Origin of the sequence: Rhizobacter sp., from assembly GCF_032229685.1 — a bacterium.
In the GTDB taxonomy this organism is placed as follows: domain Bacteria; phylum Pseudomonadota; class Gammaproteobacteria; order Burkholderiales; family Burkholderiaceae_C; genus LMDS01.
The window spans coordinates 26,472-40,173 of the sequence record NZ_JAVTWP010000008.1; the positions used below are offsets into that span (position 1 = coordinate 26,472).

The 13,702-nt window shown below is 68.7% G+C and carries 12 protein-coding genes; 2 read left to right on the forward strand and 10 right to left on the reverse strand.

Annotated features, from left to right (window positions below):
• Window positions 1–53: 53 nt before the first annotated feature.
• Both AC30PD_RS03225 and AC30PD_RS03230 read right to left on the reverse strand, forming a co-directional pair.
• On the reverse strand, window positions 54–1,670 hold the full coding sequence (locus AC30PD_RS03225; protein ID WP_489534201.1) for a phospholipase D family protein: 1,617 nt from the start codon (window positions 1,668–1,670) through the stop codon (window positions 54–56).
• A gap of 4 nt (window positions 1,671–1,674) precedes the next feature.
• On the reverse strand, window positions 1,675–2,667 hold the full coding sequence (locus AC30PD_RS03230) for a Bug family tripartite tricarboxylate transporter substrate binding protein (protein WP_489534202.1): 993 nt from the start codon (window positions 2,665–2,667) through the stop codon (window positions 1,675–1,677).
• Between the two features lie 75 nt (window positions 2,668–2,742).
• On the opposite strand from AC30PD_RS03230, the gene AC30PD_RS03235 reads away from it, so the two are divergent.
• Window positions 2,743–3,354 carry a DUF938 domain-containing protein gene (locus AC30PD_RS03235; protein WP_489534203.1) on the forward strand — a complete coding sequence of 204 codons (612 nt, stop codon included), beginning with the start codon at window positions 2,743–2,745 and terminating at the stop codon, window positions 3,352–3,354.
• A 24-nt stretch (window positions 3,355–3,378) separates the two neighbouring features.
• On the opposite strand, the gene AC30PD_RS03240 is transcribed toward AC30PD_RS03235, so the two are convergent.
• A complete protein-coding gene (locus tag AC30PD_RS03240; RefSeq protein ID WP_489534204.1) occupies window positions 3,379–4,335 on the reverse strand; it encodes a DUF6929 family protein in 957 nt (318 codons plus the stop codon).
• A 68-nt stretch (window positions 4,336–4,403) separates the two neighbouring features.
• On the opposite strand from AC30PD_RS03240, the gene AC30PD_RS03245 reads away from it, so the two are divergent.
• Window positions 4,404–5,582, forward strand: a complete 1,179-nt coding sequence (locus AC30PD_RS03245; protein WP_489534205.1) for a serine hydrolase domain-containing protein — start codon at window positions 4,404–4,406, stop codon at window positions 5,580–5,582.
• Window positions 5,583–5,613: 31 nt separating this feature from the next.
• Here the strand turns inward: AC30PD_RS03245 and AC30PD_RS03250 are convergent, their stop codons facing one another.
• The 7 genes from AC30PD_RS03250 to AC30PD_RS03280 form a co-directional block, all read right to left on the reverse strand.
• Window positions 5,614–6,438, reverse strand: coding sequence for an amidohydrolase family protein (locus AC30PD_RS03250; protein WP_489534206.1), 825 nt, complete (start codon window positions 6,436–6,438; stop codon window positions 5,614–5,616).
• Entirely contained in the window at window positions 6,435–7,430 is a 996-nt protein-coding gene (locus tag AC30PD_RS03255) for an NAD(P)-dependent oxidoreductase (RefSeq protein ID WP_489534207.1), read from the reverse strand. The genes AC30PD_RS03250 and AC30PD_RS03255 overlap by 4 nt, the downstream gene beginning before the upstream one ends.
• Window positions 7,427–8,509 carry a LacI family DNA-binding transcriptional regulator gene (locus AC30PD_RS03260; RefSeq protein ID WP_489534208.1) on the reverse strand — a complete coding sequence of 361 codons (1,083 nt, stop codon included), beginning with the start codon at window positions 8,507–8,509 and terminating at the stop codon, window positions 7,427–7,429. Before AC30PD_RS03260 ends, AC30PD_RS03255 begins: the two co-directional genes overlap by 4 nt.
• Before the next feature lie 46 nt (window positions 8,510–8,555).
• Entirely contained in the window at window positions 8,556–10,430 is a 1,875-nt protein-coding gene (locus AC30PD_RS03265) for a TRAP transporter large permease (RefSeq protein ID WP_489534209.1), read from the reverse strand.
• A gap of 6 nt (window positions 10,431–10,436) precedes the next feature.
• On the reverse strand, window positions 10,437–11,465 hold the full coding sequence (locus AC30PD_RS03270) for a TRAP transporter substrate-binding protein (protein WP_489534210.1): 1,029 nt from the start codon (window positions 11,463–11,465) through the stop codon (window positions 10,437–10,439).
• Window positions 11,466–11,611: 146 nt separating this feature from the next.
• Entirely contained in the window at window positions 11,612–12,379 is a 768-nt protein-coding gene (locus AC30PD_RS03275; protein ID WP_489534211.1) for an SDR family NAD(P)-dependent oxidoreductase, read from the reverse strand.
• Between the two features lie 15 nt (window positions 12,380–12,394).
• Window positions 12,395–13,699: a glycerate kinase type-2 family protein gene (locus tag AC30PD_RS03280; RefSeq protein WP_489534212.1), complete on the reverse strand. Its 1,305-nt coding sequence runs from the start codon at window positions 13,697–13,699 to the stop codon at window positions 12,395–12,397.
• Window positions 13,700–13,702 lie beyond the last annotated feature (3 nt).

The window sequence follows — 13,702 nt, forward strand, 5'->3', positions numbered from 1 at the left end:
TTGTAATTGAACGAATATTCGCTAAACGCCAACGACCAGCGCCACGGCCCTGCCTACAACTGTTCGATCGGCACGAACGGCGTCAGCAGCCACGACTTGAGGCGCAGCCACAGCGTGGAGTCGGGTTCTTCGGTGAGGATCATCTCCTGGTCGCCGTCCGTGCTGAGCCATTCGAGCCCGGCGCCGTTGGCGCGCAGGCGCACGCGGTAGGCGCTCTGCAGGCGGTCGATGTCGATGATGCGCAGCAGCTCGCGCGCGAGCTGCGGGCTGTCGATCATCGCGCCGAGTTCGGTGTTGATGGTGGCCGAGCGCGGGTCGAGGTTCATCGAGCCGATGAACAGGCGCTTCTTGTCGATCACCACCAGCTTGGCGTGCAGCCGGCCAAGCGACTTGCCGAACAGGAACGGGCGCTTGTTGTCCTTCAGCCTTGAGGAGCTCAGCTCGTACAGGTCGATGCCCATGTGAAGCATCTCTTCGCGGTGCGCCGCGTAGCCGATGTGCACGATCGGCTCGTCGGTGGAAGCGAGCGAATTGGTCATGACCGTGACCTTCACGCCCTTGGCGCGCAGCTCGCTCAGCATCTCCAGGCTCACCGGCCCGGGAACGAAATACGGCGACGAGGCCACCACCTCTTCTTTCGCGCCACGGATCGCCTCGAACACGTTGTAGGTGACGCTGGTCTCGAGCAGCTCGCCGCCGGCCTCGCCGTCGAAGGGCTTGTCGGGGTGGTCTGCGAACACGAAAGCTTCGCCCCAGATCAGGCCCAGGCGCCCCACGTCGAGGTCGTCGGCGATCGGGCCGTAGCCGAGCACGTCGTTGGGCGGCAGCTCTTTCGGCGGCGGTGTCTTCTCGGGGCCGGTCCAGTCTTCGAACAAGGCGCGCAGCTGCGGCTTGGTGAGCTCGCTCTTCGTGACCGCCTCGAGCGGGTACACCGGGTCGCTGTTCCAGTAGCGGTCGAACAGGTACTGCAGCGGCGGCACGATCCAGCCGGCGGTGAAAGCATCGACGTCGATGAAGTTCTCGCTCATGCTGCGCAGGTAGTACTCGTTGGCCACGTTGCGCCCGCCGATCACGGCCATCGCACCGTCGGCGATCAGCAGCTTGTTGTGCATGCGGTGGTTGACGCGCCCCCATTCGTCGAGCGAAGCGAGAAAACGACCGCCCTGGCCGCGGTCGCGCGCCCGCGCGAACGGGTTGAACAAGCGCACCTCGACGTTCGGGTGGGCCGCGAACGCGAGCCAGAGCGGGTCTTTGCCGCCGGTGTACAGGTCGTCGATGAGCAAACGCACACGCACGCCGCGCACGGCCGCGTCGCGCAGCGCACGCAGCAGCCAGCGGCCGGTCTCGTCGTCTTCGAAGTGGTAGTACTGAACGTCGAGCGAGACTTCGGCACGCCGTGCCAGCTGCACGCGCGTGTCGAGCGAGAACAGGCCGAGCGGCATCAGCCTGAAGCCCGAGAGTTCGGGCGCCGGCTGCGAGGTCTTGGCGATGCGGCCGAGCGTGGTGCTGGTGTTGAGCGGAATCGCTTCGCTCGTGATCGCCGCGCGGTCGATGGCCGGCAGCGTGGTGCAGGCACCCAGGCCCAGCACCACCACGAGCAGCAGGCCCGTTCGGGCGAGCCTGCGCCACAGGGTCGCGGTCAAACGCACTTGCGGCTCGTCGTGGCTCATCGCATCAATCCGGCTTGACCTTGGCGCGCACGATCACCGGCTTCCAGCGCTGCTGCTCGACGGCGATGAACTTCGCGAAGTCGGCGGCCGTGCCACCGACCGGGATCGCCGCGTCGGCGCTCAGCCGCTCAAGTGCCGTCGGCTCGTGCATCGCCTTGGCCGCGGCGGCCGAGAGCTTGTCGGCCGCGGGCTGCGACAGATTCGCCGGCGCCAGCAGGCCGTACCACTGCGTCATCTCGAAGCCGGGGTAGCCCTGCTCGGCGACCGTGGGCACGTCGGGCAACTGTGGGATGCGCTGCGGCGTGCCGGTGGCAATGCATCGCAGCTTGCCGGTCTTGATGAACTGCAGGATCGCCGGCGCGCCGACCGAGGCGGCCTGCAGGCGCCCGGCCAACAAGTCGGTCAGCTGCGGGCCGGTGCCGCGGTAGGGCACATGCAGGATGAAGATGTTGGTCGCCATCTTCAGGTATTCCATCGCCAGGTGGCCGGCGCTGCCGTTGCCGGCCGAGCCGTAGTTCAGCTGGCCCGGCTTGGCCTTGCACAGGGCCACGAACTCCTTCAGGTTCTTGGCCGGCACATCGGGGTGCACCACGTACAGGCTGGGCACCTTGGCGAGCAGCGAGATCGGCTTGAAGTCCTTGTTCGGGTCGTAGGGCAGCTTGTCGAAGATGTAGGGGTTCACCGCCAGCGTGCCGATGTGGCCGAGGATCAGCGTGTGCTGGTCATCAGCACGCGCCACTTCGCCCATCGCCACGTTGCCGGCACCGCCGGGTTTGTTGTCGACGTACACGCTCTGGCCGAGCGACTTGCTGAGCTCGGCCGCCGCGGCGCGGGCCACGATCTCGGAGCTGCCACCGGGCGCGAACGGCACGACGAAGCGGATCGTCTTGCTCGGCCACACCTGGGCGCGGGCGATCATCGGGAAGGCGCTCGCGGCGCAAAGCGCAGCGCCGGTGCGCAGCGTGCTGCGGCGGGTTGAGTCGGGCAAGTCGTTCATGGCGGGTTCCTCGCGTACCGGGCTGGCGCGCACGCCAATTTTGCATGAGCGAGCGCTCTGCCTAGACTCGCAGCCATGAACCATGACGAAGCCCGCCAGCACAGCCCCGCCGCCGAGCGCAACCGCGGCCCGATCCTCACCGAGTTGCAGCGCGTGCTGCCGGCACGCGGCGTGGCGCTCGAGATCGCCAGCGGCACCGGCCAACACGCGGCGTTTTTCAGCGCCGGCCTGCCGCACTGGGCCTGGCACCCCAGCGACCCCGAACCGCGCGCGCTGGCCTCCATCGCGGCCTGGTGCGCGGGCAGCGCCAACGTGCGGCCACCGATCGCCCTCGACGTGATGAGCGCCGATTGGCCCGGTGCGCCGCAGCCCGCCGACGCGATCTTCTGCGCCAACATGCTGCACATCTCGCCGTGGCCGACCTGCGCGGCGCTGATGCAGGGCGCGGCACGCCACCTGTCGGCGCAGGGCCTGCTGCTGCTCTACGGCCCCTACCTCGTCGACGGCGAGCCGGTAGCGCCGGGCAACAGCGCCTTCGACACCGACCTGCGCGCCCGCAACCCGGCCTGGGGCCTGCGCCGGCTCGCCGACGTGCTGGCACAGGCCTCGGTGGCGGGTCTGCAGTTGCGCGAAAGGGTTTCGATGCCCGCGAACAACCTGCTGCTGGTGCTGGGGCGTTGCCCGTGACCCCGGGTCCGACAGTCCGTTCGGTCAGAGGCGCGCCAGCAGCAGCTGCGACGCCTGGGCCGGGTCGTCGGCATCGGTGACCAGGCACAGGCTCATCCCCTGGTCGTCGACCTGCACCGCGACGCCTTCCACCTTGAGCGGCGCCTCGAGGCGCCAGGTCTTCACGACCGCGCCTCGAGAGTCGACCAGGCCCACGACGGAACCAACGCAGCGGCCGTCGGCATAACTGTCGTCGGTGTCTTCGGCAACGGCGGTGAAAACCCATCGGCCGTCGGGCAGGGGGGCGGCATCGGTGAACCCGAGTGGCACGCCATCCAACCGGCCCAGCGAGAACCGGCGGATCGCGGCCGGCGCCAGCGGGGGCGCCTTGCCTTCGATCGTGTCATTCAGCACCCGCAGCGGCAAGTGCGCAGCCGCGTTGTCGGATCGGCCCGCCACGCCGCGGTTCAACAGCACGAGTTCGTCGCCGAGCAGCATCGCCCCTTCGATATTGATCTCGCCCAGCGCCTGGCGCAGCAGCGTGTAGAGGGGCTGCATGCCGAAAAGACGGGGCGAGCCCCCAGGTGCGCCTTTCGCATCGAGCGGTACCAGCACTCCGGCACTTCGGTGTGGCCGTGAACCCGAGCCGAACGCGACGAGCGCGCTGCGTTCTGGCCACCAACACAGCGTTTCCAGGTCGGGCTTGAGCCTCTTGCGCGCCTTCTTGCCGGCAGGCAGGTCGCCGTTGAACAAGCGCTGCAACTCGCCCGGGCCCGTGACGTCGCTGAAGACGCCCAAGTGATGCTCGTCATCGGCGATGACATGCACGCGCCCCCGCGCGCAGACCAGGCCGCTCGCCGAACTGAGATGCGGCTGCCCGCGCGGGTGCTGACGGGGGTCGATCGTGAGCTTTCGCAGCAGTCGGGTCTTGAGCATGGCCGCATGATGCCTCGCCGATGCTCGCGGGCTCAGGGAATGTCCGCGCTTCGCGGATGCGTACACCACCGTTCGCACGACCGGCCGTGACCCAGAATGGCGCCTCGTTTCAACGCCGGACGAGAGTTCGATCGATGGCCCCTCCTTACCCTGACTTCAGCGCAGCGCGCACCGTGCTGCAACGCCACGTCGATGGCCAGCTTCTGGCAGGCGCTTCCGCGGCCGTGCTGCTGCACGGCGAGCCGGCCGAGAGCTTCTGCACCGGCCTGGCCCACATCAAGCGTGGCGAGCCTTTGCGCCCCGACCACCTCCACCGCGCGTTCTCGAACACCAAGCTGATGACCTCGGTGCTGGTGCTGATGCTGGCCGACGAAGGCCGCTTCGGCCTCGACGATCCGGTGAAGAACTGGCTGCCCGCACTGGGCTCAGTGCGTGTGCTGCGCGCGGGGGCGAGCTCGATCGACGACACCGAGCCGCTGCAGCGAGACATCAGCATCCGCCACCTGCTCAGCCACACCGCCGGCTTCAGCCACGGTGTGTTCGACCCCGGCACCCTGCTCTTCGATGCCTACAAGGCGGCGGCCGTGCGCGGCCGCGACCACACGCTGGAAGTGCTGGTCGAGCGGCTGGCCACGCTGCCGCTGAACCGGCAGCCGGGCAGCGGCTGGGAATACTCGCTCGCCACCGACGTGCTGGCGCGCCTGGTCGAGGTGGTCACGGGCCAGCGTTTCGGCGACGCCTTGCAGGCGCGCTTGTGGGGCCCCGTGGGCATGGTCGACACCGGCTTCGTGCTGCGCGCCGAACAACTGCCACGCTTCACCAGCCTCTACGCGGGTGACCTCGCGGACCCGCACAAGCCCGGCCTGAGGCCGATCGAGAACACGCCCTGGCCCGACGCCTACGTGCAGCCCGCGGCCATGCAGTCGGGTGCCGGCGGCAGCTTCACCACGCAGGCCGACATGCTGGCGCTGCTGCGCGGGCTGTTGCGCGGGCGTGCCGGCCTGTTGAAACCCGCCACGCTGGCCGAGATGATGCGCGACCAGTTGCCGGGCAACCAGTGCGTGCGCTTCGCCCACACCGGCCCGATCGACAGCCTAGGCTTCGGCCTGTGCGGTGCGATCACCCGGGGCCCGTCGGCGTTGCAACCGAACACGCCCGTGGGCGAGCTGCAATGGGGCGGCCTGGCCGGCACGCATTGGTGGATCTCACCCGCCACCGGCGTGGCCGGCGTGCAGATGGCGCAGCGCCATTTCGGTTTCTGGCACCCCTATTGGTTCGAGTACAAACAGGCGGTTTACGCCGCACTCGCCTGAGGCGCTTTCAGCCGCGCTGGCGCAGGGGCCATCAGAAGCCGTAGAGCGCCGCCGGGTTGTCGACGAGGATGCGCCGGCAGGTGGCTTCGCTGCCGAAGCAGCGCAACGCCCAGTCGAGCAGCGCCCAGTTGTCGGGCGCCGGCCGGACGTTCGGGTGCGGCCAGTTGCTGGCCCACAGGCCCCGCTCGGCAAAGCGCTCGGCCAGCATGCGCACCAGCGGCGCCACGTCGTCGTAAGCCGGCGGGCCGCTGCGCGAGCTTTCGTAAGGCGCAGAGAGCTTGATCCAGCAGCGCCCCCCATCGAGCAGGCGGCACAAGGCATGGACGGCATCACCGTCGAGTTCGACGGGGCCGAGAAACTTGCCGATGTGGTCGATCACGAGCCTGCAAGGCAAGCGGCTCAGCATGGCTTCGTGCAAGGGCAGCTCGCGCCCGTCGAGTTGCAGGTTGATGTTCCAGCCGAGTGGCGCGACGCGCGCGGCCAGGGTTTCGAGGCTGCTCCACGGCAACACGCCACCCGACAGCATCATGAAGCGCACGCCGCGCACGCCGGCGGCATGCAGGCTTTCGAGTTCGGCGTCGGCAACATCCGGCGGCACGACCGCGACGCCGCGTGCGCCCTCACCGAGTTGTTGCATCGCGGTCAGCGTGCAGCGGTTGTCGAAGCCGTAGCCGGTCGGTTGCACGACGATCGCCCGCCCGACGCCGAGCGCACGCTGCACCTCGCTGCGGTAGGCCGAAGCCGGCGCGTGCGGCGGTTGGTAGGTGGCACTCGCCACCAGCGGCCAGCGGTCTTCGAAGACGTGGACGTGGCAGTCGCAGGCCTCTGCGAGCACCGCGGTCTCGTTCGGCGTCACGGGTGGCCCCAGCGCCGCAGCCGCGTGGCCTGCGCCGGGTTCACGGCACCGACCGGCATCTCGCCGCGCAGCAGGCACGCGAGTTGCGCCACGGTCTCGAGCGCCTGGTGTTCGACCGCCTGCCGCGTGAGCCCGCCGATGTGCGGCGCGGCGAGCACACGCGGGTGGCGCGCGAGCACCGGGCTGGGCATCTGGTCGGGCGCGCGCCCGACGTCGAGTGCACAGCCCGCGAGCCGGCCCGAGTCGAGCGCCTGCAACAGCGCCGCTTCATCGACCAGCTCGCCGCGCGCCGCATTGACGAAAAACGCGCCGGGCTTCATGGCCGCGAACGCGCTCGCATCGAACATGTTCTCGGTGTCGGCGTTCGCCGGCGCGAGGCAGACCACGAAGTCCGACTCGGCGAGCAAGGCCTCTTGCGAGACCTGTTCCACGCCGTGGCGCGGCTCGAACGGCCGCGGCGTCGTGGCCAGCACGCGCATGCCGAAAGCCAGCGCCAGATCGGCCAGGTATTGCCCGATGTGGCCCAGGCCGACCACGCCGAGCGTCGAGCCACGCAATTGGCGCCCCATGAACGGAGCGACCGACTGACCGCGGTGGCTGGCCTCGGCATAGAGGCTGATGCCGCGGCCCATGTCGATCATCACGGCGACGATCCACTCGGCCACTGCCGGCACGTAGCCGGGGCTCGCCTGCGTGACCAGCACGCCGTATTCGCTGGCGGCCTCGACGTCGACAGTGCGGATGTCGACCGCACAGCGGATGAACGCATTGAGTTCGGGCAACGCGCGGAACAGCGCTTTCGGGCCAGGCGTCTGCCGGTAGGCGATCAGCGCATCGCAGCCCTGCGCGGCCTCGATCAGCTCGGGCGTCGACAGGTCGCGCGCCTCGGGGTTGAAACGCACCTCGGCGATCGCCTGCAGCGCGCGCGTGGCGTTCGGGCCGAAGTACTGGTCGAGCTTGTCGGTCGGGTGGCTGACGAAGACCGTCGTCATGGCGCGACCTTCTCGGAGCCGACTTTTGCGATGCGCGATTTCGCGGCGCCCGGCGGTGCCGCCACCGACTCGCGCTCGACCAGCTGCGTCGGTGCGAACACGCCGCCGCTGTCGGCATCGGCCTGCGGGTGCATCACGCGCTCGACCATCGCACGCGCCATCTCGGGCACCGGCAGTTGCACCGTCGTGAGCCCGGGGTTCGACAAACCCGCGAGAAAGTGGCCGTCCACGCCGACGATCGACACGTCGCGCGGCACCAGCAGGCCCGATTCGCGCAACCCCGCCATCAGGCCGAGCGCCATCAGGTCGTTGAGCGCAACGATGCCGGTGGGCCGGCGTGCGGCCCGTGCGATCTGCCAGGCCATCGCGCGGCCCACCTCGGCGATCACCGAATCGCCGTATTCGTTGAGCGGCCCGCCGTCGATCAGCTTCGCGTGGGCGCGCAGGCCGGCGGCTTCGGCGGCGGCGTGAAAGCCGTCGATCTTCGCGCTGCGGCTCATCGTCATGCCAGCCACCGTGGCGAAGGCCAGCCGGCGGTGGCCCTTGTCGATCAGGTGCTGCGTGGCCAGACGCGCCGCCTCGAAGTTGTCGGGCATCACGTGGGCGACCCGCGACGGCCGGCCCGGCGTGGCACCGCGGTCGTAGCTCACGACCAGCATGCCACGCTCGACGGCCGACTCGAAGTGGCGCTCGTCGGCCAGCGAAGAGATCACGATCACGCGGCGCACACCCTGCGAGAGCAGGTCTTCGAAGAAGGCACTTTCTTTCTGCGGGTCGCGGTAGGTGCTGCCGATCAGCAAACGGTAGCCGAAGCGCTCCTGCGCCACGGTTTCGATCTCGCGCGCGATGTAGCCGTACATCGGGTTCGTCATCGACGGCACGAGCAGCCCGATCAGCGGTGTCTGCCCGGTCTTGAGCTGCTGCGCGAGCTTGCTGGGGCGGAACTGCAGCGCCTCGATGGCGGCTTCGACGCGCGCCAGCGTTTCGGCACGCATGCGGTCGGCGCGGCCGTTGATCACGTTCGACACCGTGCTCACCGACACGGCAGCGTGTTTCGCAACGTCCTGGATCGTGGGCATGAACAATTCCTGGGAGAAACCTGGCGCAACCTGCTGAAACCTGCCGCTAGAGCCCGAGCCGGTTCGGCAACCACATCGAGAACGACGGCACCAGCACCAGCACGATCAGGGTCACGAGCAGCACGGCCAGGTATTTCATCATGGGCCGGGCCACGTCTTTCACCTGCGTGCCGGTGATCGCGCAGGTGGCGAACAGGCCCAGGCCGATCGGCGGCGCGAACAGGCCCAGCCCCATCGCGATGACCATCACGGTGCCGAAGTGCAGCGGGTTCACGCCGAGCTGCTGCGCGATCGGCGTGAGCAGCGGGCCGAAGATGATGAGCGCCGGCGCGCCCTCGAGCACCGCTCCGAACACGATCATCAGCAGCACCGAGAGCAGGATGAACATCGTGCTGCCGTACTGGTGCGCGAAGTTGATCATGGTGCTCGACACGAGCTGCGGAATCTGCTCGATCGTCAGCGCGAACGACAGGCTCGATGCCGCGGCCACGATGAAGAGGATGCTGCCCGCCATCGACGCCGAGCGCACGAAGAGGCGCCCGAGATCGGCCACGCTCAGCTCTCGGAACGCCAGGCTGCCGGCGACGAGCGCGTAGATCACCGCGAAGGCCGACACCTCGGTCGAGGTGGCGACACCCGAGGTCACGCCCTTGCCGATCATCGCGACCATGATGATCGCGACCAGCGCGCCGCCGAGCAGCTTGAGTATCGGCGTGCGGTGTTCGAAAGCCTCGTCGGGGTTGATCTTCTTGCCGACGATCACGGCCAGCGCGGCGAGCGCCAGCGCCATCACCGCCGCCGGCACGAGGCCGGCCATGAACAGGCCGGCGATCGAGATGTTGGCGACGAAGCCCATGATGATCATGTTGATGCACGGCGGAATGGTCTCGGCCATCACCGCGGTGCAGGCCAGCAGGCCGGCGGCTTCGTTCGGGTCTTGCCGGGTGCGGCGCACGGCCGGCATCACGATGCCGCCGACCGCGGCGATGTCGGCGAGCTTGGAGCCCGACACACCCGAGAAGAACGCCGTGGCGGTGATCGTGATGAGCCCGAGCCCGCCGCGCACGCGGCCGAAGATGCGCAGCAGCAGCTCGATCAGGCGCGACGACATGCCGTTCGATTCCATCAACAGGCCGGCGAGCACGAAGAACGGGATCGCGAGCAGCACGAAGTGGTCGCTGCCGGCCATCACCTGCTGCGAGTAGATCAGCAGCGGCAGCGAAGGGTCGGCCAGAAAATACAACAACGCGGCGAACGCGAGCACGAAGCCGATCGGCACACCGAGCAGCAGGGAGCCGACGAAGCCACCCGCCAGCAGCAGGCCGCGCGGCACGGCGTGGCCGGGCATCAGCGCGTTCCAGCCGTACACGGCCGCCAGCACGATCACCGCACCGACGAGCGTGGCGACGACGATGCGCGCCGGCGCATTGAGCGCGTTCGCCACGCCGAACAGCGCCATGAAGGCGCTGCCGATCACGACCGGGAACACATACAGCCATTGCGGCAGGCCGAGCGGCGTGGTCTGGCTCCAGGTGTCGACGAGCAGCAGCAGCGACGACAGGCACAGGCTCGCCGCCACCCCGGCGATCACCCAATGCCCGAGCTGCATCAGCGCCGGCTGCCAGGGCGCGGGCAACAACTGGCGGAACAGGTCGACGCCGACGTGCTGGCTGCGCGCGAGCACCGTGGCGGCACCGAAGAACACCAGCATCAGCATCAGTGCACGCGCAACCTCTTCAGCCCAGTCGACCGGGTCGTGCAAGGCGTAGCGGAAGATCACCGAAGCGAACACCACCAGCACGTCGACCGCCAGCACCACGCCCGAGAGCACTTCGATCGTGCGCGTCAGCTTCGCCAGCCACCGGCCGGGCTCGGTGTCGGCGCGAAAGCCCCAGGCGGGCAAGGTGGCGGCGTTCGACACGGCGGGTCAGGCGCGTGCGCTGCTGATGGCGGCGAACAGCGGCCCGGTCACCGGGTACTGCTTCGCGAAGTCGGCCCAGAGCTTGGCTTCCATTTCCTTGCGCACCGCGGCACGGTCGGCGGCCGCCATCGGGAAGAAGCTCATGCCCTTGCGCTTGAGTTCCTCGATCGCGCCGGCGCCCTTTTCGCCGGCCAGGGCACGCTGCTGCGTGGTGCTGTCGGCCACGGCCTTGTTGAAGGCCGGGCGCAGATCGGCCGGGATGCGGTCGAGGCTGCGCTTGCCGATCACCACGACCATCGGGCTGAACAGGTGCTCGGTGAGCCAGCACGACTTCGTCACCTCGTTGAGTTTGCTCGCCAGCACGGTGGCGGCGTCGTGTTCGAAACCGTCGACCACGCCGGTCTGCGCCGCCATGTAGAGCTCGCCGAACGGGATGGGCGTGGGGATCGCGCCCATGATCTTGAAGGTCTCGATGAAGGCCGGCGTGGGCAGCACGCGCAGCTTCACGCCCTTGATGTCGGCCAGCGACTTGATCTGCGTCTTGGTGTAGACGCTGCGCGGGCCGAAGTGCGAAGTCCAGGTCAACACGCTGCAGCCCGTGCGCTGCTGCAGCAGGTCGTTCAGCTGCTTGCCGGCCGCGCCGTCCATCGCCTTGGCCACGTGCGCGTAGCTGTCGAACACATAGCCGAGGTCGAGCATGCCGAGTTCGGGCAACACGGTGGCCCAGATCGACGAGCCCGTCACCATCATGTCGATCGAGCCGACCTTGACCTGCTGCACCACGTCGCTTTCCTTGCCGAGCTGGTTGTTCGGGAAGTAGTCGATCTTGATGCGGTCGCCGACCGCTGCTTTCAGGTTGGCTTCGAGCCGCTGGTACCAGACGTAGTGGGCCGCGTTGTCGTCGGCCGTCATCGACGACGAGAAGCGCAGCGCCACGTTCGCCTGCGAGCGCACGACGGCAGGAAAGCCGGCCAGCGCCAGCAACGAAGCGGCCGACCCGGCCTGCACGAATCGACGACGGGTGCTTGCAACCATGGGGTGTCTCCGGTGTGTTGAGTGGGCGAATCGCCACTTTGGTGTACCGGTTTACTGTATCGGTTTACAACCGGCCGTCTTTCGGGGATTTCCCTGTTTCACCGATTCATGCGAGAGCGCTACGGCCGCACGGGCCGCGCGCCGATTCAGCCGCGCGTGAGGCGCAGCCCGGCGTCGAGCAACAACACTTCGCCGGTCGTCTTGGCGGCGCCGGCGCCGAGCCACCAGGCGGCTTCGGCCACGTCGTCGGGCGTCATCACCGCGTCGAGCGCGGCGCGGGCCTTGTAGCCCTGCTTCGCCTGCTCGTAACGCTCGGCACCCAGGCCGGCTTTCAGCCAGGGCGTCTCGACAAAACCCGGCGCGACCGCGTTGACGCGGATCTCGGGCCCGAGCGCGCGGGCGAGGCCGAGCGTCATGGCGTTCAGTGCGCCCTTGCTCGCCATGTAGGCGATCGACGAACCGATGCCCATCATCGAGGCGATCGACGACACGTTGACGATGCCCGCACCTGGGTGGCGCTTGAGCAGCGGAACCAGGGCGCGGCTCATCTGGTACGCGCCGATCACGTTGACAGCGTAGATCTTGTGAAAGTCTTCGGCCTCGAGCCCGTCGAGGTCCTTCAGACCGACGAACTTCGTCGTGCCGGCGTTGTTGACGAGCACGTCGGCACGGCCGAAACGCGCATCGACCTCATCGGCCAGGCGCCTGCAGTCGGCGTCGGAAGCCACGTCGGCCTTCACGCACAGCGCCTCGGCGCCGAGCGCGCGGCACTCGGCGGCCACCGCTTCGGCGGGCACCGGGTCACGCGAGAAGTTGATGACCACGTTCCAGCCGTGGCGGGCGTAAAGGCGAACGGCCGCGGCACCGATGCCCGACGACGAACCGGTCACCACACAGACACGTCGCTCGGCCATCGTGAACCTCCGTACTCAGACGATCAACACCGCCCGAAAGTCGTTCACGTTCGTGAAGGTCGGCCCCGGCACCACCAGGTCGCCGATCGGCTTGAAGAAATTGTAGGCGTCGTTGCGGTCGAGAAAGTCCTGCGCTTTCAGACCTTTTGCCAACGCGCGAGACAGCGTGTCGGGCGTGACGATCGCGCCGGCGTTGTCTTCCACACCGTCGATGCCGTCGGTGTCGGCGGCGAGCACGTGCACGCCGGGCTCGCCCTGCAACGCGATCGCGCAGCCGAGCAGGAATTCGGTGGCGCGGCCGCCGCGGCCGCCCTTGCTCTTGACGGTCACGGTGGTTTCGCCCCCCGACAGGATCACGCACGGTTTGGCGAATGGCGCGCCATGGCGGGCCACGTGGCGCGCGAGCGCGGCCTGCACCTTGCCCACTTCGCGCGATTCGCCTTCCATCTCGTCGCTGAGCACGTGCACGGCGATGCCGGCTTCGCGCGCGACCTGCGCCGCCGCTTCGAGCGACTGCAGCGGCGTGGCGATCATGTGGACCTGGTGGCCTTTGAAGCGCGCGTCGCCGGGCTTCGGTGTTTCGAGCGCGCCGCTCTCGAGCCCGGCGCGCGCCGCGGCAGGAATGTCGATGCCGTAGCGCGTGAGGATCGCCAGCGCGTCGGCGCAGGTCGTGCTGTCGGGCACGGTCGGGCCGCTGCCGATCACCTCGGGCGCGTCGCCGGGCACGTCGCTGATGAGCAGCGTGACCACCTGCGCTGGTGCGCACATGGCCGCGAGCCGCCCGCCCTTGATGGCCGAGAGGTGCTTGCGCACGCAATTCATCTCGCCGATGGCCGCGCCGCTCTTCAGCAGCGCCTTGTTGATGGCCTGTTTTTCTTCGAGCGACACACCTTCGGCCGGCATCGCGAGCAAGGACGACGCGCCGCCCGACATCAGGCACAGCACGAGGTCGTCTTTCGTGAGGCCCTGCACCAATTCGGCGATGCGCCTGGCCGCGCGGCGGCCGGCTTCGTCGGGCACCGGGTGAGCGGCTTCGACCACTTCGATGCGGCCGGGATTCTTCTTGTAGGCCGGTGGCACGTAGTCGTAGCGTGCGACCACCAGACCCGACATCGGCGCATCTTTCGGCCACAGCGCATCGACCGCTTCGGCCATCGAGCCGCCTGCCTTGCCGGCGCCGATGACGATCGTGCGGCCCTTCGGTGGCGCCGGCAGAAACGCCGCCGTCTTGCGGCCCGGCAGCGCTTCGTCGACGGCGGCGCCGTACAGTGCGTTCAGGAAACCACGCGGGTCGGTGTGGGGGGAAGGGATCGTGCTCATGGC